We start from the raw sequence: 19,915 nt of genomic DNA on the forward strand, positions 1-19,915 counted from the left end.
TGTGATACCAGCCGCTTAAATAGCGCGGCCGGGCAGTAAACAAGTCTGATGACTTGCGTAGTACAAGGACAAAGGCGTCCTGAGTGTAGACAAAAAACAGTCTGCATTCAGGACGCCTTTTTGTTTTTTATTTTCCGATTGATTAGATGATTAAGGAGCAGCAATGAGCAGTTCTGACAACAATAATGTGACGGCCACCGCCAATGAAACCGTCACCAGCGCAGTTTCAACAACCGAGCAAGTTAACCTGCAACGCCGCCACTTTTTCATGCACACCATGGCCGGTGCATTTGGCGCGGCAGCCATGATGAATATGGTGCCTTCTGCCATTCGCAGTCAGGCCTGGGCTGCCGGTTCAGATGCGCCTGAAATCACTGAAGTGAAAGTCGGCTTTATCCCGCTGACGGACTGTGCGCCGATTATCGTCGCCGCACAAATGGGCTTCGATAAAAAATACGGCATCAAAATTGTGCCGTCCAAAGAGGCCTCATGGGCAGGCGTGCGTGACAAACTTGCCAATGGTGAGTTACATGCTGCACACGTATTGTACGGCTTGATTTACGGCGTACAACTGGGCATTGGCGGTCAGCAAAAAGACATGAATATTTTGATGGCTCTCAACAACAATGGCCAGGGCATCACACTGGCTAACCAGTTGAAAGAAAAAGGCGTGACTAGCGGTGCAACGCTCAAACGTCTGCTCGATAACGAGAACCGCGACTTTACCTTTGCACAAACCTTCCCTACCGGCACGCACGCCATGTGGTTGTATTACTGGCTGGCCAGCTATGGCATCAACCCGATGCAAGATGTGAAAACCATTGTGGTGCCGCCACCGCAAATGGTCGCCAACATGCGTATCGGCAATATGGATGGTTATTGCGTGGGCGAGCCGTGGAATGCACGTGCCATCTACGACAAAGTCGGCTTTACTGTGGCGACCACACAGGATATCTGGACCGATCATCCGGAAAAAGTATTGGGCACCACCGCTGAGTTTGCGGCAAAAAATCCGAATACCACGCTGGCATTAACTAAAGCGATTTTAGAGGCTTGCCGCTATATTGATGCGACGAAAAACCGCCCTGAAGTGGCCAAACTGATTGCAGGCAAAGCCTATGTGAATGCGCCTGAAGAAGTCATTGAAGGCCGTTTTCTCGGCCATTACGACAATGGTATCGGCAAAAAATGGGAAGACCCTAACTACATGAAGTTCTTCAACGACGGCAAGGTCAACTTCCCTTACCTGTCTGATGGCATGTGGTTCCTGACGCAGCACAAACGCTGGGGGTTGCTGAAGTCTGACCCTGACTACCTGGGCATCGCGAAAAAGGTCAACCGTATCGACATTTATACCGAAGCAGCCAAATCGCTGGGCATTGCGGTGCCAGACGCGATGCGTAGCAGCAAACTGATGGATGGCGTGGTGTGGGATGGGAAAGACCCGAAAGCCTATGCCAACAGCTTCAAGGTGAAAGCCTAACTTTTAAGGAGAATCACCATGAGTGTCGTCAGTTTTAGCAAAGAAAAAATCATGCGAACAAGCGAAGCGGCTGTGAAAGCAGCCCCTGCGCAACCGGTTGTTGCTGTGGTTACCCCTCTCTCAACCACAGCGACAGCAGCCGCCCCGCTTTTGCAGAAGCGGGGAGCATGGGCGGCAAGAGCCAAACGCGCATTTGAATGGCTGTTGCCGCCTGTGACTGGCCTGCTGATATTTGCCGCCATCTGGGCCACGGTGTCTGCCCTGACACAAGGCTTGCCTGGCCCGGTAAAAACCTGGCAATCGGCCGTCGAACTGTTTAGCGACCCGTTTTACATCAACAACCCGAATGACATGGGCATCGGCTGGAACATCCTCAACTCGCTCAAACGCGTGGCGACCGGCTTTGGGCTGGCGGCGATTGTCGGCATCCCGATGGGCTTTGTGATTGGCCGCTACGCTTTTATGTCCCGCATGGCGGCGCCGATTATCAGCTTGCTTAAGCCAGTCTCACCACTGGCCTGGCTGCCGATTGGCCTGCTGGTGTTCAAAGCCGCCAACCCGGCAGCGATCTGGGTGATCTTTATTACCGCCGTCTGGCCGATGATTATCAACACCGCCGTCGGCGTCAGCAAAGTGCCGCAAGACTATATGAACGTGGCCAAAGTGCTCAATTTATCCGAATGGAAAGTGGTCACCAAAATTCTGCTGCCTTATGTCATGCCTTACATGATGACCGGGGTGCGCCTGTCGATTGGCGCGGCCTGGCTAGTAATTGTGGCGGCAGAAATGCTGACTGGCGGCCTGGGCATCGGCTTCTGGGTATGGGATGAGTGGAACAACCTCAATGTAGAACACATCATCATCGCCATTTTTATTGTCGGCATTGTTGGCTTGTTGCTTGAACAGTTGCTGGTGCTGGTCGCAAAACGCTATAGCTACGAATAACCGGAAACAGGAGACTTGATTATGACGACCCCTACGATGCAAGACCGTTATGTGCTGATTGAAAACGTCAATATGACGTTTCAGACCAAAAAAGGCAGTTTTCAGGCCCTGAAAGACATCAACCTGAATATCCGCGAAGGCGAATTTATTTCCATCATCGGCCACTCTGGCTGTGGCAAATCTACCGTGCTCAACCTGATTGCCGGTTTGCTGCAACCGAGTGAAGGCTACCTGTTTTGTGCTGGTCGTGAAATCTCTAAACCCGGCCCTGAGCGCGCCGTGGTCTTTCAAAATCACTCACTGCTGCCATGGCTCACTTGTTTTGAAAACGTTTACCTGGCAGTAGAGCGCGTGTTTGGCGACAAAGAAGGCGCATCACAACTGGCTGAGCGCACGCGTGATGCGCTGGAACTGGTGGGTTTAAGCCATGCGATGGAAAAACGCCCGAACGAGATTTCTGGCGGCATGAAACAACGCGTTGGCATTGCCCGCGCACTGGCCATGGAACCTAAAGTGCTGTTACTGGACGAGCCGTTTGGCGCACTAGACGCCCTCACCCGCGCTAGCTTGCAAGACGAACTGATGGGCATTATGGCGCGCTCTGGTTGCACCGCTGTCATGGTCACGCACGATGTGGATGAGGCCGTATTACTATCAGACCGCATTGTCATGATGACTAACGGCCCGGCAGCCACGATTGGTGAAATTCTGGAAGTGGATTTACCACGCCCGCGCAAACGCCTGGAGCTGGTAGAAGACCCGGCTTACACGCATCTGCGTAGCGAAGTATTGAAGTTTTTGTATGAGCGCCACGCCAAAAAGGCAGCATAAACATAAAAGTAGTGCTGACGGGCGGTCACCCGCCAGCACCGCATACCTCATCGAAGTATGGTTACCCCACATTGCATAAAGGAGCAACACATGAACGCTAACTCACACCCACGCTTGCGTCAAGTTTCAGTCGCGATTTTACTGGCAGCGTTAAGCATGCAAGCCATGGCGGAGGAAGAAGCCCTGCCTGAATATACCTTCATGGATGCCATTAAAACCGGTAAAAACATGACCAGTTTCAGGTTGCGTTACGAGAATGTAGACCAGGATGGTTTGCAGCCACCGACCATGCCAAATGGCACGGCTAACCCAACCGCAACGAAAGAACTGAAAGATGCCAACGCATTGACGATGCGCAGCCTGATTGGCTGGCAAACTGCGCCCTACCATAACTTCAGCTTTGCGGCCCAGTTAATTAACGTGTCCAAACTGGCAGACAACTTTAACGATAGTACCAACAGCACGCTGACCAATAGTGTTTCCAACCAGGCACGTAACATCGAATACGCGAAGGTAGTTGACCCTGACTACACCGGTCTTAACCAGTTATTTGTAGAATGGACAGGCATTAAAAACACCCGTGTACGTGCAGGCCGCCAGCAAGTCAACCTGGATAACGTGCGCTTTATCGGCGACATTGCTTTCCGCCAGGTCATGCAAGTGTTTGATGGTGTGTCGATTTTTAATAAAACCATCCCTGACACTGAAATCTTTGTTGCCCACTTTGAGAGCCTGGAGCAAATCACGGCAAAACACCGCTCAGATGGCGCCTTGGATATTGTCAATGCTCGCTACCGTATTTCACCTACCGAGTTCTTGGTGGGTTATGCCTACCTGGATGGGTTTCAAGATTTAGGCATGGGCCGTGCCTGGTTTGGTAATGGCACCACCGCAGCGGCGATTGCTGCTGGCAAAGGCGGTGCAGCTAACCAGAATGCAGACCAGGGCAACAAGATTGTTGGTTTGCGCCTGGATGGCACACATCCATTCACCCCTAACTACCGTGCACACTACACAGCTGAATATGCCAAACAGACAGATTACAGCAATGGTGACACCCGTATTGACGCGCACTATTACAAAGTCGGCGGCGGTTTTGGCATTGATAACTTCAACATGCGCGTTGACCAGGAGTTGTTATCCAGCAACAACGGCAAATATGCTTTCCAGACCCCACTGGGTACCAACCACCTGTTCCAGGGCTGGGTAGACAAGTTTTTGGCCACGCCACTTGAAGGCATTAAAGATACCTTTGTGACCGCCACTTACCGCTATGGCGACTTGTTGTTCTTTGCTGACTATCACTTGATTGACTCTGACGAAGACTTCCACACTGTCGGTGGCGGCACCAGCAGTAAAGGCTCCCGTTACGGTAAAGAATGGAATGCTGCCGTGACCTGGAATGTAGATAAAAACTGGATGACCAAGCTGGAGTATGGCCGCTTTACGGAAGGCGACCGTTATGCGCTCACAGCTAACGTCCCAGATAACGTCGCAGGTAACCGTGGCCGTGTGCGCGACACCGAAAAATTATGGCTGACTGCCATGTATACGTTTTAACACGATAAGGAATTGCCTATGACTTCAGCCGCAAAAGTTTATTTAGTCGGAGCTGGCCCAGGTGACCCGGACCTCATTACGCTCAAAGCCATCAAGGCCTTGCAGCAAGCTGAGGTAGTGCTGGTCGATGACCTGGTCAACCCGGCCCTGCTCGCACATTGCCCGCAGGCACGCATTGTGCCAGTCGGCAAGCGCGGCGGCTGCAAGTCTACCCCGCAGCACTTTATCAACCGCATGCTGGTGGCGCTGGCCGAGCAAGGGCAACAAGTGGTGCGCCTCAAGGGCGGCGATCCGTTTGTGTTTGGCCGTGGCGGCGAAGAAATGCTGGCCTTGCGTGCAGCGAATGTGCCTTATGAGATTATTCCCGGCATGACCAGTGGCATCGCCGCCTGTGCCAGCATGGAGGTGCCTGTGACCCACAGAGGGTTGAACCATGGCGTCACCTTTGTCACTGGCCATACGCAGGATGGCGGTCCATTGCCTTGGCAAGCGCTGGTCGCGTCGAATACCACGCTGGTGATTTATATGGGCTTGCAACACTTGCCTGAGATTTCACGCGCACTGATAGAGGCAGGGATGTCAGCAGACATGCCCTGTATGGTGGTCGAAAACGGGACACGTGATGATCAACGCTCAGTCATCTCCTCAATACAGGCCATGCCTTATGAAGCCCATCGAGAAGAGATAAAAAGTCCGGCCATTATTGTCGTCGGCGAAGTGGTGACATTAGCCAAGCGCACTGAACAAGCGCCAGATTGGCAACACTCGCTGCAATCCTGGTTGAATCAGGCCCATGCAGCTTAAATTTACAGCGTGCCTTGATGCATATTTAATGGTCAGCACACGCACAACAACCTCTTACATAGATTACCGGAGCAACAGATGAAAAAGAGTTTTTGGGAGGTAGGCCACAAGCCTACGCTATTTTCAGCGTTCTTTTATTTTGACCTGAGTTTTATGGTCTGGGTCATGCTCGGCCCACTCGCAGTGCAAATTGCCAGTGACCTGCAATTAAACCCGGCGCAAAAGGGCCTGATGGTTGCAACCCCGGTGCTGACAGGCGCCTTGTTACGTATTGTCATGGGCGTACTCGTTGATCAGCTTAAACCTAAAAAAGCGGGCATGATTGGCCAGGTGATCGTGCTGGCGGCCTTGCTGACGGCGTGGTTGCATGGCATACAGACGTATCAGCAAGCCTTGTTGCTTGGGGTGTTTTTGGGCTTTGCCGGTGCAGCGTTTGCCGTGGCCTTGCCACTGGCCTCCCGCTGGTATCCACCTGAGCATCAAGGTACCGCCTTGGGTATTGCAGGTGCAGGCAACTCAGGGACCGCGCTGGCGGCTTTATTCGCCCCGGGCCTGGCCGTGGCGTTTGGCTGGAACAATGTATTTGGACTGGCCCTGATCCCGCTGTTGCTGGCATTGATTGTCTATACTGCGCTGGCAAAAGATGCGCCAGATACCCCGGCGCCTAAATCGTTGTCGCAATATCTGTCCGTGCTCAAAGACAAAGACGCCTGGTGGTTTATGCTGTTTTACAGTGTGACGTTTGGTGGCTTTGTTGGCATGGCTTCTTCGCTGACCATTTACTTCCATGACCAGTATGGCCTGGACCCTGTGCATGCGGGTTATTTCACCGCCGCCTGTGTGTTTGCCGGTTCACTGGTGCGGCCATTTGGTGGTTTGCTGGCAGACCGTATCGGCGGCATCCGCACGCTGAGCGCGATGTATATTCTGGCTGCCGCCTTTCTGTTTATCCTGAGTTTGGGGATGGATAGCCAGGCAGCAGGTCTGTGCGTCGTCGTCTTGGCCATGGCTTCGCTTGGCATGGGCAATGGTGCTGTGTTTCAATTAGTGCCACAACGTTTCCGTAAAGAAATTGGCGTGATGACTGGGTTGGTCGGCATGGCAGGTGGCATCGGTGGTTTTTACCTGGCCTCCAGCCTGGGTTACTCCAAACAACTCACCGGCAGCTACCAGCTTGGCTTAACCATCTTTGCCGGGTTGGCCATCCTGGCTTTCATCGGCCTGGCGGGTGTTAAAAACCGTTGGCGGACCACTTGGGGTGCCGCCAGTGTCACGGCGGCCAAGGTATAACCACACTAACCATTGAAGTAAGATCACGCACAGATGACCCTGGTATTTACAGTAGGTGAAAGCAGTTTGACCGGTCCGCGGCCACGTAATGAAGACTACGTGACTGCGGTGACACCGGCTGCTTCCCAGCTGGCCATCAAAGGCGCACTGATGCTGGTTGCCGATGGCGTCAGCGGCGGTGCTGGCGGCGCAGAAGCGGCTGAAATGACGGCAAGAACCGTCTCGGCTGACTACTACGCCACGCCTGACACCTGGACCATACAACATGCGTTGGACAAAGTGGTTCAGGCGGCTAATCAATGGGTGTTATCTCACGCACGCAAGCACAGCCAGATGGCGGGCATGGCGACGACTTTATCCATGCTGGTGTTACGCGGCCAGCGGTATGTACTGGCACATGTGGGGGATACGCGTATTTATCGTCTGCGCGAACAATGCCTGGAGCAGCTCACGACTGACCATGTCTGGGACAGGCCAGACATGCGCCATGTCCTCAAACGGGCCATAGGTCTGGACGACCAATTAACGGTGGATTATGCCGAAGGACTGCTGCAACCCGGCGATGTCTATGTGATTGTTAGCGATGGCGTATGGTCAGCATTGGGCAATGCCGAAATTCACAAAGCATTGATGCTCTACCGCACACCGCAAATGGTGGCCGAACACCTGACGCAGTTGGCGATAGACAAAGGTAGCCCCGATAATGCCTCTGCCGTGGTGGTGAGTATCGAAAGCATCGGCCAAGATCATCTGACCGATATGCTGGCAGACGCACACCACTTGCCGCTACCAGCCAAGCTGACGGTTGGCAGTCAAATCAATGGATTTACGGTCACCAAAATCATCCATGATTCCCGTGTCAGCATCCTGTATCAGGTCAAAAACACGGCCGGGCAATTATTTGTATTAAAAACCCTGCAACCTGCCCGTGCCGATGATACAGAAAGCTGTGAAGCCTTACTAAATGAAGAGTGGCTGGCGAAGCGCGTCGTGTCGCAATGTGTGCCGCAAATCCTGCCACTCACCAGAGAGCAACGCACTTATCTTTACTACGTGATGACCTGGCATGAAGGCGCGACCTTGCAGCAACGGCTGGATGCCGGACACCACTTTACAATGAACGGTGTGGCCAATATCGGCCAGGACTTACTGCGCGGGCTCAGCATGTTGCACCGCCTCAATATCGTGCACCGCGATATCAAGCCCGCCAATATTCATATTGGCAGTGATAATCGCCTGCGTATTCTCGATCTCGGCGTCGCGCTCAACCCTACCCTGCCCATGCCTGAGCAAATGGAAAATCCAGGCACCCCCAGTTTTATGTCCCCCGAGTTATTTGATGGCCAAGTCGCTGACAGGCAAGCGGACATTTACGCAGCGGGCGTCACCATGTACCACTTGCTGACGCGTAAATATCCCTATGGCGAAGTAGAACCCTTCCAGTCACCACGCTTTGGCGAACCCATCCGACCCAGCCGTTACCGACCAGAGATTCCAGCCTGGCTAGAAAACATTATTCTGAAGGCGATTGCCAGAAAATCAGCCGACCGTTTTGAAACTGCAGAAGAAATGTTGCTGGCACTAGAACATGGCGAATTAAAGTCGATAGCGATTCCACGCACGCCGCTGATTGCGCGCGCCCGCTTGGTGAAATGGCAATGGCTGGCGGTGTGCTCATTGCTGATCAATCTGCTGCTGGTGTATTTGCTGTTTATCTCCTAATTTGCCTAGACGGCTGGCTTGTTCAGCCCAGGCAACCCCGATGCCTCCCGCAAAGATCAATTCTGGTGCAATCCCTTTAATTTGCATCATTAGCGTGCACACGCCATTCCCAGAGGCCGCTGCTTACACCCCATAATGATGCACCCTTTTACCTGTTGAGCACATTTAAAACCTATACAGATCAATTAGTTAAAACACTCAACACCCCTCCAAAGCTCAGATTGGCATATCAATTGCTTTTCAAGCAATAAATCCTCTTCATTGAAGATGAGTATTTTTTTAAAAAGGGATGCTGGCAGTCAGTCATCCCTGAATGGACAACGGCGTCCATAGCTTATCCGCAGCGTTGCATCAGGCATCCGCGGCATTGGCTATGGACGCCTTTTTTCGTTTTTAGGCCTGGTAAACACTTAGGTAAATCGCAAGACATGTTTATGGCAACACAACGACCACGCGCATGCTTGCCCATGATAGGAAACACATGATGAATCAACTTACCCGCATCGTCATCGTCGGCAACGGCATGGTAGGACATTATTTTATGCAGGAGCTGGTCAAGCGCCATCCTGATCTGCACGCGGCGCGGCTGCAAGTGACGGTATTGGGCGAAGAGCCACGGCCTGCCTATGACCGCGTGCACCTTTCCAGCTTTTTCTCCGGCAGCACCGCTGAGGATTTATCTTTAGTCGAACCCGGTTTTTATGACCGCCCTGGCCTGGAATTGCGCCTCAACGCCCGCGTCAGCCAGATTGACCGTCACCAGCATACCGTCACCCTGACAGACAACACCGTCCTGCCATACGACAAGCTGGTACTGGCCACCGGCTCTTTCCCATTCGTGCCTTCTGTCGCTGGCCGTGATCGCGAAAACTGCTTTGTCTATCGCACCATTGAAGACCTGGAAGCAATGACCGCCGCAGGCAAAACGGCTAAAAGCGGTGTCGTGGTCGGCGGCGGCCTGTTGGGCCTGGAGTGTGCCAAAGCCTTGAAAGACATGGGCCTGGACACCCACGTGGTGGAATTTGCACCACGCCTGATGGCGGTGCAAGTCGACGAAGCGGGCGGCAAAGTACTGCGCAGCAAAATTGAAGAGCTAGGCGTACACGTGCACACCAGCCGCAACACCACAGCGATTGTGGATGGTGCGACGGCACGCCACCGCATGGTGTTTTTTGATGACACCTGGCTGGAAACCGACATGATCGTGTTCTCTGCCGGGATCCGCCCACGCGACGAACTGGCACGCGAATCTGGCCTGGCTATCGGCGCCCGTGGCGGCATCGCCATTGATGTTTTCTCCCGTTCCAGTGACCACGACATTTATGCCATCGGCGAATGCGCCAGCTGGCATGACGAAATGTATGGCCTGGTTGCCCCAGGGTATGACATGGCGCGTACCGCCTGTGCGCACTTGTCAGGTGAAACCACGGCCACCTTCCAAGGTGCGGACATGAGCACCAAACTCAAACTGATGGGCGTAGACGTGGCCAGCGTGGGCGATGCGCATGGCAAAACCCATGGTTGCCGCAGCTATCAGTACACGGATGAAGTACGCAATATCTACAAAAAAATCGTCGTCAGCGAGGATGGCAAAAAGCTGCTGGGCGCGGTGCTGATTGGAAATGCTGATGAATACGGTACCTTGCAGCAGATGACCGTCAATGCGATGGCGCTGCCGGAAAATCCTGAGTTTCTGATTCTGCCAGCCAGCGATGGCAAGGAAAAACCAGGCCTGGGCGTGGATGCCTTGCCTGACGCCGCGGTGCTGTGTTCTTGTAACAACGTCAGCAAAGGCGCGATTGGTGAAGCCGTGGCGGCGGGCAATTGCAGCATAGGCGCCATCAAGTCCTGCACCAAAGCGGGGACGGCCTGCGGTGGCTGCGTACCATTGGTGACGCAAGTGATGAAGGCCGAGATGGTGAAACTGGGCATGACCGTCAACAACCACCTGTGCGAACACTTCCCATATTCGCGCCAGGAGCTTTACCACCTGGTGCGCGTAGAGCAAATCCGCACGTTTGACGAACTATTGGAAAAACACGGTAAAGGCCTGGGCTGCGACATTTGCAAACCGACCGCCGCCAGTATCCTCGCGTCGGTCTGGAACGACTTTATCCTCAAAAAAGACCTGGCTTCGCTGCAAGATTCCAACGACTACTTTTTGGGCAATATCCAGAAAGATGGCAGCTACTCCGTCGTGCCGCGTATGCCGGGAGGCGAAGTGACGCCGGATGGCCTGATCGCCATCGGCCAGATCGCCAAGAAATACAATTTGTACACCAAAGTCACCGGCGGCGCCCGTGTCGATATGTTCGGTGCCCGCGTTGAGCAATTGCCGAATATTTGGGAAGAGCTGATCGCCGCTGGCTTTGAGTCTGGCCATGCTTATGGCAAATCACTGCGCACGGTCAAAAGCTGCGTCGGTTCTACCTGGTGCCGTTATGGCGTCGACGATAGTGTCGGCCTCGCCGTGCAATTGGAGAACCGTTACAAAGGCCTGCGTGCCCCGCACAAAATCAAGTTTGGCGTCTCTGGGTGTACGCGTGAATGTGCCGAAGCCCAAGGCAAAGATGTCGGTTTGATCGCCACTGAAAATGGCTGGAACCTGTATGTCTGCGGTAACGGCGGCATGAAACCACGCCACGCCGAGCTGATTGCCAGCGACCTAACCAAAGAAGAAGCGATCCGCATGATAGACCGCTTCCTGATGTTCTACATCCGCACTGCCGACCGCCTGCAACGCACCAGCACCTGGCGCGACAATATGGAAGGTGGCCTCGACTACCTGCGCGACGTGGTGATTCATGACTCGCTGGGCCTGGGCGCCGAGCTGGAAGCTCAGATGCAACACGTGGTCGACCACTATCAGGATGAATGGAAAACCGCCGTCAACGATCCTGAAGTGCGCAAACGCTTCCGTAGCTTTGTGAACAGCAAAGCAGAAGACAGCAACATCGTCTTCGTGAACGAACGCGAACAGATACGCCCGGCCACGGTAGAAGAAAAGAAACAAGCGAAGGTCATCCCTATCCTCGCCACCACAGAGTAATCAACGGAGTCAGTCATGAGTCAAGTTCAACAAGCCGTCGCATTGGATGCGGCAATGAATCAAAGCGCAAGCCAGTTTGGCGTCTGGCACACGGTGTGTGCCCTCGAAGACATCTGGCCGAATATGGGCGTCTGCGCCCTGGTTGAAGGTCGTCAGATTGCGATTTTCCGCCTGCAGGACAACCAGCTCTACGCTTTGGATAACTATGATCCGCACAGCGACGCCAACGTGCTGTCGCGCGGCATCGTCGGTGACTTAGGTGGCGAACGGGTGGTCGCCTCGCCTATCTACAAGCATCACTACCAGTTGCGCACGGGGATTTGTGTAGAGGATGCCAGCATCAGCCTCAAGACTTACCCGGTAGAACTGCGCGACGATACGGTGTGGGTGCAGGTTTAGTCAGGGGTAACAAGCATCATGGTGACACAGGTTAAATCAGTCTGCCCTTATTGCGGTGTCGGTTGCGGCATTGTGATGGAAGTAGAACACCAGAAGGTGATCAAGGTGTATGGCGACAAGCAGCACCCGACCAACTTTGGACGCCTGTGTACCAAAGGCAATACGTGTATCCAGGCCATCGCCGACTCCGGACGTTTGGAATACGCCTACGTGCGCCCGGCGCGCGGGCAAGAGTCGGTGCGTACCGGGCTGGATGCCGCCATCAAGGAAACCGCCCGCCGCCTGCGCGCCATTTTGGACCAACATGGGCCGGATGCGATTGCGCTGTATGTGTCTGGCCAGATGTCGATAGAGTCGCAGTACCTCGCCAACAAACTGGTGAAAGGCTATCTCGGCAGCAACAATATTGAATCCAACTCACGCCTGTGCATGGCTAGCGCAGGCAGTGGCTACAAACTATCGCTGGGTGCAGATGGCCCACCGGGCTCCTACGAAGACTTTGACCAGACTGACCTGTTCTTTGTCATTGGCGCCAATATGGCCGATTGCCACCCTATCCTGTTCCTGCGCATGATGGATAGAGTCAAGGCCGGGGCCAAGTTAATCGTCGTCGACCCACGCCGCAATACCACGGCCGATAAAGCCAACCTGTTTATGCAGATCAAGCCAGGCACAGACTTGGCCCTGCTCAATGGTCTGTTGCACCTGCTGGTAAAAAACGGCCATACCGATACTGCATTTATTGCCGAATTTACCGAAGGCTGGGAGGACATGTCGGACTTTCTGGAAGACTATCCCCCAGCAAAAGTGGCGGACATCACAGGCTTAAATGAGGCGGATATTCGCCAAGCAGCCGAGTGGATAGGCACCAGCAAAAACTGGATCAGTTGCTGGACCATGGGCCTGAATCAAAGCACACATGGCACTTGGAACACCAATGCCATTTGCAACCTGCATCTGGCCACAGGTGCGATTTGCCGCCCAGGTAGCGGCCCGTTTTCACTGACCGGACAACCCAATGCCATGGGCGGCCGTGAAATGGGCTATATGGGCCCAGGCTTACCAGGCCAGCGCTCTGTGCTGGTCGAACAAGACCGCCAATTTATTGAGCAATTATGGCAGGTGCCGGAAGGCACCCTGCATACGCGCCTGGGTGGCGGCACGGTCGCCATGTTTGAACAGATGATGGCAGGCAAGATCAAAGCGTGCTGGGTGATTTGCACCAACCCGGTCGCCAGCATGGCAAACCGTAAAAATGTGATTGCAGGGCTAGAAAAAGCCGAACTGGTGATTGCGCAGGATGCGTTTTTAGATACCGAAACCAATCGCTATGCCGACATTTTGCTCCCGGGCGCCCTATGGGCCGAGGCAGAAGGCGTGATGATTAACTCCGAACGCAATATGACGCTGATGCAGCATGCGGTGAATCCGCCGGGCGAGGCGATGACAGACTGGCAGATCATTGCAAAAGTCGCTTGCGAGATGGGCTTTAGCGAGGGCTTCAGCTATACCTCTGCCGCCGAAGTATTTGAAGAAATCACCCGCGCCTCTAACCTGAACACCGGCTACGACATCCGTGGCGTCAGCCATGACAAGTTGCGCCAGCAACCCCTGCAATGGCCATGTGCGCCAGACAACACTGAAGATCGGCACCCGATTCGCTACCTTAACGACGGCATCAGCCAGAAGCTGACCATTCGTGAAGATGGCAGCCAACCGCGCATTGCGTTTGCCACCGCCAGCGGCAAAGGCGTGTTTTTTGCCCGCCCGCATATGGATCCGGCCGAACTGCCTGACCCGGACTACCCGTTTGTGCTCAATACCGGCCGTCTGCAACACCAATGGCACACCCTGACCAAAACCGGCAAGATTGCCACATTAAACAAACTCAACCCTGGCCCTTTTGTAGAGCTGCACCCTGAAGATGCTGCTGCGTTGGGCATACAAGATAAAGACCAGGTCGAGATTCGCTCGCGGCGTGGCCGCGCCGTATTACCTGCCGTGGTGACCGACCGCGTGCGCGCGGGCAATTGTTTTACGCCCTTTCACTGGAACGATGTCTTCGGCGACGACCTCACCATTAATGCCGTCACCAGTGATGCCATAGACCCCATTTCGCAACAACCCGAATTCAAATTCTGCGCCGTCGCCATGACACGCGTCGCGCCCGCGCAGCGCCCCGCTAGCCAGGCAGACGATGCGCACATCACCGTCACCAGCACAGGTGACTCGACAAAGAATAACAAGGAACTCAATATGAAAGATATCGACGCTTTAGCCAGGTTGCTGGGGCTAGATAAGCAACCGGAAATCATCCTGGATGCGCAGGAACAACTTTACCTGCAAGGCTTTGTCACCGGCTTGCGTACCGAAGAATCGCGCCAGTTAGGTGGCGTGCCCACGCTGCCAGAAAACGCACCACTGGCTCCGGCCAAGCATGTATTGATTAACGGAATTCTGGCTGGTTTGTTTGCACGTAGCTGGCTACCAGAGGGCGCTAACCTGCCTGCAGGCTTGCCAGATTTTTCGACCACGCAAACAAGTGCCACCGCCACAGTCACGATTCTTTGGGCCTCACAGACAGGCAATGCCGAAGGCTTTGCCGAAAAATGTGCCGAGCATATCAAAGCCAGCGGCCTCAAGGCTGTCGTCAAAACGATGGACAGCATCAATCTGGCAGACCTGGCCATGACCAGCCAAGTGCTTCTGCTTGCCAGCACCTTTGGCGATGGCGATCCGCCTGATAATGCTAATCAGTTTTGGACTGCGCTACAGGCAGACAATGCGCCAAATCTGCAAAATACGCAGTTTTCTGTACTGGCCTTTGGCGACTCCAACTACGATCAATTCTGCGGCTTTGGCCGTAAACTGGATGCACGGCTCGAAGCGCTGGGTGCACAACGCCTGAGCGATCGTATGGACTGTGAGCCGGACTTTGAGCAACCCGCAAACGAATGGCTGAGCAAAGTGATGACGGCCTTAGCCAATAGTGCCGCCAGCGTAGCGCAACCCGCCATGGCACTGGCAGGCGATGTGGATGAAGCTGCAGCAGAAACTGCCACGGCAACGCCTTCTGGCTATACCCGCCAGCACCCGCTCAACGCGCCATTAGTCATTAACCAACGCCTCAATGCCAACGGCGCAGAGAGAGAAATACGCCAGTTTGGCTTTGACCTCACCAATAGTGGCTTCAGCTATGAAGCGGGCGATGCACTCGGCGTCTGGCCTATCAACTGCCCCGAACTCGTAGGCGACATGCTGAATGCGCTCAAACTCTCACCTTCCACCATGGTGACTGTCAAAGATCACGGCGACATCGCTTTAGTCGATGCACTATCGCATCACTATGAGATTGCCCGCATCACGCCTGACCTGCTCAAATTTGTGCAAACACGCAGTGCCAGCAGCACGCTTGCCAGTTTGATGGCCGACGAAAAAACCCTCAAAGACTGGCTATGGGGTAAACAAATCATCGACGTATTACAAACATACCCAATCAAAGTCGAGGCAAGCGAATGGCTGGCAGTATTAAAACGCCTGCAACCGCGCCTTTACTCCATTTCGTCCAGCCCGAAAACGCATCCTAACCAGGTGCACCTGACTGTTTCCACCGTGCGTTACGGTAAAGACAACGCGCGTGGCGGCGTTTGCTCCACTTTTATGGCCGACCGCGCAGGTGATATCAGTGTGCCTATCTTCCTGCAACGCTCAGCACATTTCCGCCCACCAAAAAATCCGGATTCACCGCTGATTATGGTGGGCCCAGGTACAGGCATTGCGCCATTTATCGCCTTTTTACAAGAGCGCCAGGCCACCGCAGCGCCAGGTAAAAACTGGCTGTTCTTTGGCGAGCAACACGCCGCCACCGACTTTTACTACCGCGAAGAATTAGAGACACTACAACAAGAGGGCGTATTAACCCGCTTAGACACGGCCTTCTCACGCGACCAGGCTGAGAAGATTTATGTACAACACCGCATGCTGGAACAAGGCGAACAGCTATGGCAATGGTTACAGCAAGGCGCCCATTTCTGCGTGTGTGGTGACGCCAACCGTATGGCTAAAGATGTGGATGCAGCCTTGAAAAACATTATTCAAATTCACGGCAAAATGACGGCAGAAGCAGCGGCTGACTATGTCGCCAAGATGGCGCAGGAAAAGCGCTATGTACGGGACGTTTACTAAAGAATATGTGCAGCGGGAAGAACATCATGTTGATGAAAAACAAAAACCTCAGAAATTATGCTGTGTCTGAAGAGGCTCTGATTAGCACGGTCGACGAGGGTATAAATAATTTTGTGTAAACGGTCATTTTGCAGGAAACTGCGCACGTACTTTTGGAGTAGAAATGACCGTATCAAAAGCTCTCCCCAAGGATCTGATTGATGGATTGTTGGCGAATTATAAAAAGCCCGAAGATTTAATTGGCGAGAATGGACTGCTCAAGCAGTTAACCAAAGCACTGGTTGAACGGGCGCTTGAAGCAGAGATGGCCGAACACCTAGGCCACGATAAAAATGAGCCGGTAAAGAATGCGACTGGTAACACCCGTAATGGTAAAAGCCGCAAGACCCTCAAAGGGGACTTTGGCGAACTGCCTATTGAGATTCCTCGAGACCGCGCAGGCAGCTTCGAGCCACAACTGATCCCGAAACATCAGACCCGCTGGACAGGCTTTGATGACAAGATCATCTCGCTATACGCCAGAGGCATGACAGTACGTGAGATTCAACAGCACTTGTCCGAGATGTACGGCACAGAGATTTCACCGACATTAATCTCCAATGTCACTGATGCAGTGATTGACGAGGTTAAGCTGTGGCAATCTCGCCCCCTCGACAGCATTTATCCTATCGTCTATCTGGATTGCATCCACGTCAAAGTCAGAGATGCAGGCAGTGTGCGTGCTAAAGCGGTATACCTTGCCATCGGCGTTAATATGGAAGGTCACAAGGAAGTCATGGGCTTATGGATCGCCCAGACCGAAGGGGCCAAGTTCTGGCTGGCCGTAGTCACCGAACTCAAGAACCGTGGCGTACAAGACATCTTCATTGCCTGTGTGGATGGATTAAAGGGTTTCCCGGAAGCGATTGAAACTGTCTATCCGCAAGCCACGGTGCAGATTTGCATCGTACACATGGTGCGCAACAGCCTGAACTATGTGGGCTGGAACAAGCGTAAAGAAGTGGCGGCTGACCTCAAGCTGATTTACAGCTCTGCCACACTAGCTGAGGCTGAAATGGCACTGCTGGACTTTGAGCATCAGTGGGGTGAAGCTTATCCATTAATCGCCAAATCCTGGCGCAACAACTGGCAGCGCATCATCCCATTATTTGACTATCCGCCTGAGATCAGGCGCGTGATTTACACCACTAATGCCATTGAGTCTGTGAATATGAGCCTACGAAAGATCACCAAGAATCGTGGTTCGTTTCCGAATGATGAATCACTGATTAAGCTGTTCTATCTGGCCTTGCAGAACATCAGTGAGAAGTGGTCTATGCCACTGAGAGATTGGAAACCTGCACTAAACAGGTTTACCATACAGTTCGAGGAAAGAATGCCTCGGCAGTAATCAACCGCCGTTTACACAAAATTCAGGACACCCTCTCGTGCCGATAATATGCTCAGCATCCACACTGAGCATTTCTGCATAGCTGCGATTTGCGAAAATCACTTTATTTGTACTAAGAGACAAAATACGTACGGCTATCGGGCTAATTTCTAATAGCTTACGCATTCGTGTCGCGTTCTCACGCAAGCTCTCTTCTACAAGTTTTTCTCTGCGAATATCTCTAAAAATAACGACACTACCGATGATGTCGTTATCATTTCGCAATGGCGCAGCATTGATTGCAACCGGTAAAACAATTTTGTCTTTGGTGATAAATACTTCATCATCGGAGCTGATTGATTTGCCAGTGATCATGGAGCGTCTCACGATACATTCTTCATAAGGCAAAGTGCTGCCATCGACACGCAGATGATGCGTTATTTCATGCATGCTTTTGCCGTACAACTCATTCAGCTTCCATCCAAGAATCTTTTCTGCTTCAGGATTCATGAAGATTAACAAGCCATTCTTGTCTAAGGCATAGACCGCTTCACGCATAGCGTCAGTGATACTTGAAATGAATTGCTGTTTTTCATTTAATGAAGACTGATTTTCTTTTCTTTCCGTGATATCCCGGGTCACCTTAGAGAAGCCATCTAGACTACCGTCCGGCGCATAGATTGGCCGAATAAGGACGCTTGCATAAAACATGGATCCATTTTTTCTGACGCGCAAGCCTTCATCTTCAAACTTACCCGTATCCAGTGCCTCCTGAAGAATACGATTTGTCCTGCCTGAAGCTATATCATCGGCCGGATAGAACAATGAAAAATGTTTACCAATAATCTCACTGGCTGAATATCCTTTGATGCGCTGAGCGCCCATATTCCAGGTCCTGATATAGCCCCGTTTATCCAGTCTGATAATTGCATAATCCGCAATTGTTTCAACCAAAGAGTGCAACTCCATCTCGCTGGCTTGAAAGTCATAAATATTTTTCTTCAGGGAATAAATGTAGGCGATTAAAAGTGACAGAACTTGAATCGCTAATACATTGATGACGATTTGCTTCAGCTCATTTTTGTAAATCGAAAATGCACCGCCTTCTAAAATGCCGCCCTTCACAAAGTAAGTAGCAACGACTGCGGTGTAATGGAGCGTTAATACAGCGAATCCAATCATTAAGCTGGGAATGAAAAGATTCGCTATCTTGGCACTGTCAAACTTGATGCTACATTTCAACGAAAAATATGAAAACAGCAATACGAGTGTGATCGCTGCTGCAAAGATGAGGGGGGAGTAATAAATGTTGCCTTCGATTCTCATTGCGGACATGCCAATCGAATGCATACTCGCAATGCCCAGTCCCAGCGCTAAGGTATTCGAGAATAGTGTTTTTTTGCTAACGTCTTTTAGTTGGGAAAAAGTCAAAAATGTCCAACTGGCCAATATCACTGGAATGATGGAAATAAAGGTGAGAATTTGCTCGTAATTTACTGAGCACGGTAGCTTTAATGCTACCAAGCCGATAAAGTGTGTCGCCCAAATGCCAATGCCCATGGTAACAGCGGCCAGCAATGTCAGAAAAAATCGAGAGGTTTTATTAGTATGCGAGCCTATGTTTTGCATGACCGCAAGCGCAGGAAATGTCGAAAACAAGGCAAAGAAAATCGAAAGCAATACGAGAGAGAAATCATATTTGCCTTGAAAAAGCAGTGCTAGTGCAGGAGTGCTAGTCAGAAACATTAAAACCAACGATCCTCAATAAATATTGCTACGTTAATTATTGATTTCAAATATGCAAAATATCGGCAATTGATGCAGTCTCATAGCACTATAGGTACATATGCCGTCCATCAAAGCTGCTACCATCAAATAGCAAAGCTACTTAGAGGAATATATTTGCTTATAAAAAGGCAACATACGTTTAGGGCAAAAGCTGCAGCCATACCCATAATACAAACAGGGAATTGTATTCCTCTCCTTAAATTTGACTAGACGAGTGCGTCTATTTTTAGTTACAGCATTTGTCCTACAAGCGTTGGGGAATAAATACCTGCCTATCATCACCTTGCAAATTGAGCCAAGATTTAGAGGCATATGATTCTCATCAAAGCGTTTATTTAAATTAGCGCTTATATTATGAGCCGTCAATTTAATATCATTATTAGTCGATATAAGTTTTACCGTATGACAAACCTTGAATCGACCCGGCTAGCCTAGATATTTTCGAGCCTCTCGAAATACCGCCGTTCAAACTCTGCGGGAGCGAGTTGAT

12 protein-coding genes are annotated in these 19,915 nt (G+C 52.2%); 11 read left to right on the forward strand and 1 reads right to left on the reverse strand.

Annotated elements, in window-relative coordinates; all coding sequences use genetic code 11:
• Positions 1 to 163: 163 nt before the first annotated feature.
• From INP78_RS14140 to INP78_RS14190, 11 genes are all read left to right on the forward strand, one after another.
• On the forward strand, positions 164 to 1,483 hold the full coding sequence (locus tag INP78_RS14140) for a CmpA/NrtA family ABC transporter substrate-binding protein (protein WP_194742842.1): 1,320 nt from the start codon (positions 164 to 166) through the stop codon (positions 1,481 to 1,483).
• Positions 1,484 to 1,501: 18 nt separating this feature from the next.
• Entirely contained in the window at positions 1,502 to 2,428 is a 927-nt protein-coding gene (ntrB, locus tag INP78_RS14145) for a nitrate ABC transporter permease (RefSeq protein WP_194742843.1), read from the forward strand.
• 21 nt (positions 2,429 to 2,449) lie between these two features.
• Positions 2,450 to 3,259 (forward strand): ABC transporter ATP-binding protein, encoded by an 810-nt coding sequence (locus INP78_RS14150; RefSeq protein ID WP_194742844.1) that lies wholly within the window; start codon positions 2,450 to 2,452, stop codon positions 3,257 to 3,259.
• Between the two features lie 90 nt (positions 3,260 to 3,349).
• Positions 3,350 to 4,819 (forward strand): alginate export family protein, encoded by a 1,470-nt coding sequence (locus INP78_RS14155; RefSeq protein WP_194742845.1) that lies wholly within the window; start codon positions 3,350 to 3,352, stop codon positions 4,817 to 4,819.
• Between the two features lie 18 nt (positions 4,820 to 4,837).
• Positions 4,838 to 5,623, forward strand: coding sequence for a uroporphyrinogen-III C-methyltransferase (cobA, locus tag INP78_RS14160; protein WP_194742846.1), 786 nt, complete (start codon positions 4,838 to 4,840; stop codon positions 5,621 to 5,623).
• 78 nt (positions 5,624 to 5,701) lie between these two features.
• Positions 5,702 to 6,913, forward strand: a complete 1,212-nt coding sequence (locus tag INP78_RS14165; protein ID WP_194742847.1) for a NarK/NasA family nitrate transporter — start codon at positions 5,702 to 5,704, stop codon at positions 6,911 to 6,913.
• Positions 6,914 to 6,946: 33 nt separating this feature from the next.
• On the forward strand, positions 6,947 to 8,635 hold the full coding sequence (locus INP78_RS14170) for a bifunctional protein-serine/threonine kinase/phosphatase (RefSeq protein ID WP_194742848.1): 1,689 nt from the start codon (positions 6,947 to 6,949) through the stop codon (positions 8,633 to 8,635).
• Between the two features lie 481 nt (positions 8,636 to 9,116).
• Positions 9,117 to 11,684: a nitrite reductase large subunit NirB gene (gene nirB, locus INP78_RS14175; RefSeq protein ID WP_305076183.1), complete on the forward strand. Its 2,568-nt coding sequence runs from the start codon at positions 9,117 to 9,119 to the stop codon at positions 11,682 to 11,684.
• A 15-nt stretch (positions 11,685 to 11,699) separates the two neighbouring features.
• Positions 11,700 to 12,083, forward strand: a complete 384-nt coding sequence (nirD, locus tag INP78_RS14180; RefSeq protein ID WP_194742849.1) for a nitrite reductase small subunit NirD — start codon at positions 11,700 to 11,702, stop codon at positions 12,081 to 12,083.
• An 18-nt stretch (positions 12,084 to 12,101) separates the two neighbouring features.
• Positions 12,102 to 16,268: a sulfite reductase subunit alpha gene (locus INP78_RS14185; protein WP_194742850.1), complete on the forward strand. Its 4,167-nt coding sequence runs from the start codon at positions 12,102 to 12,104 to the stop codon at positions 16,266 to 16,268.
• 163 nt (positions 16,269 to 16,431) lie between these two features.
• Positions 16,432 to 17,658 (forward strand): IS256 family transposase, encoded by a 1,227-nt coding sequence (locus INP78_RS14190; protein ID WP_194742851.1) that lies wholly within the window; start codon positions 16,432 to 16,434, stop codon positions 17,656 to 17,658.
• Here INP78_RS14190 and INP78_RS14195 read toward each other — a convergent pair whose 3' ends face one another.
• On the reverse strand, positions 17,659 to 19,383 hold the full coding sequence (locus tag INP78_RS14195) for a PAS domain S-box protein (RefSeq protein WP_194742852.1): 1,725 nt from the start codon (positions 19,381 to 19,383) through the stop codon (positions 17,659 to 17,661).
• Between the last annotated feature and the right edge of the window lie 532 nt (positions 19,384 to 19,915).

It is taken from the genome of Methylophilus sp. 14 (assembly GCF_015354345.1).
GTDB lineage: Bacteria > Pseudomonadota > Gammaproteobacteria > Burkholderiales > Methylophilaceae > Methylophilus.

Excerpts from the sequence above, each read along its gene's own strand:
- INP78_RS14155 (WP_194742845.1), top strand. The coding sequence starts at position 3,350 with ATGAACGCTAACTCACACCCACGCTTGCGTCAAGTTTCAGTCGCGATT.
- INP78_RS14190 (WP_194742851.1), top strand. The coding sequence starts at position 16,432 with ATGACCGTATCAAAAGCTCTCCCCAAGGATCTGATTGATGGATTGTTG.
- ntrB (WP_194742843.1), top strand. The coding sequence starts at position 1,502 with ATGAGTGTCGTCAGTTTTAGCAAAGAAAAAATCATGCGAACAAGCGAA.
- INP78_RS14150 (WP_194742844.1), top strand. The coding sequence starts at position 2,450 with ATGACGACCCCTACGATGCAAGACCGTTATGTGCTGATTGAAAACGTC.
- INP78_RS14195 (WP_194742852.1), bottom strand. The coding sequence starts at position 19,383 with ATGTTTCTGACTAGCACTCCTGCACTAGCACTGCTTTTTCAAGGCAAA.
- INP78_RS14185 (WP_194742850.1), top strand. The coding sequence starts at position 12,102 with ATGGTGACACAGGTTAAATCAGTCTGCCCTTATTGCGGTGTCGGTTGC.
- nirB (WP_305076183.1), top strand. The coding sequence starts at position 9,117 with ATGATGAATCAACTTACCCGCATCGTCATCGTCGGCAACGGCATGGTA.
- nirD (WP_194742849.1), top strand. The coding sequence starts at position 11,700 with ATGAGTCAAGTTCAACAAGCCGTCGCATTGGATGCGGCAATGAATCAA.
- cobA (WP_194742846.1), top strand. The coding sequence starts at position 4,838 with ATGACTTCAGCCGCAAAAGTTTATTTAGTCGGAGCTGGCCCAGGTGAC.
- INP78_RS14140 (WP_194742842.1), top strand. The coding sequence starts at position 164 with ATGAGCAGTTCTGACAACAATAATGTGACGGCCACCGCCAATGAAACC.
- INP78_RS14165 (WP_194742847.1), top strand. The coding sequence starts at position 5,702 with ATGAAAAAGAGTTTTTGGGAGGTAGGCCACAAGCCTACGCTATTTTCA.
- INP78_RS14170 (WP_194742848.1), top strand. The coding sequence starts at position 6,947 with ATGACCCTGGTATTTACAGTAGGTGAAAGCAGTTTGACCGGTCCGCGG.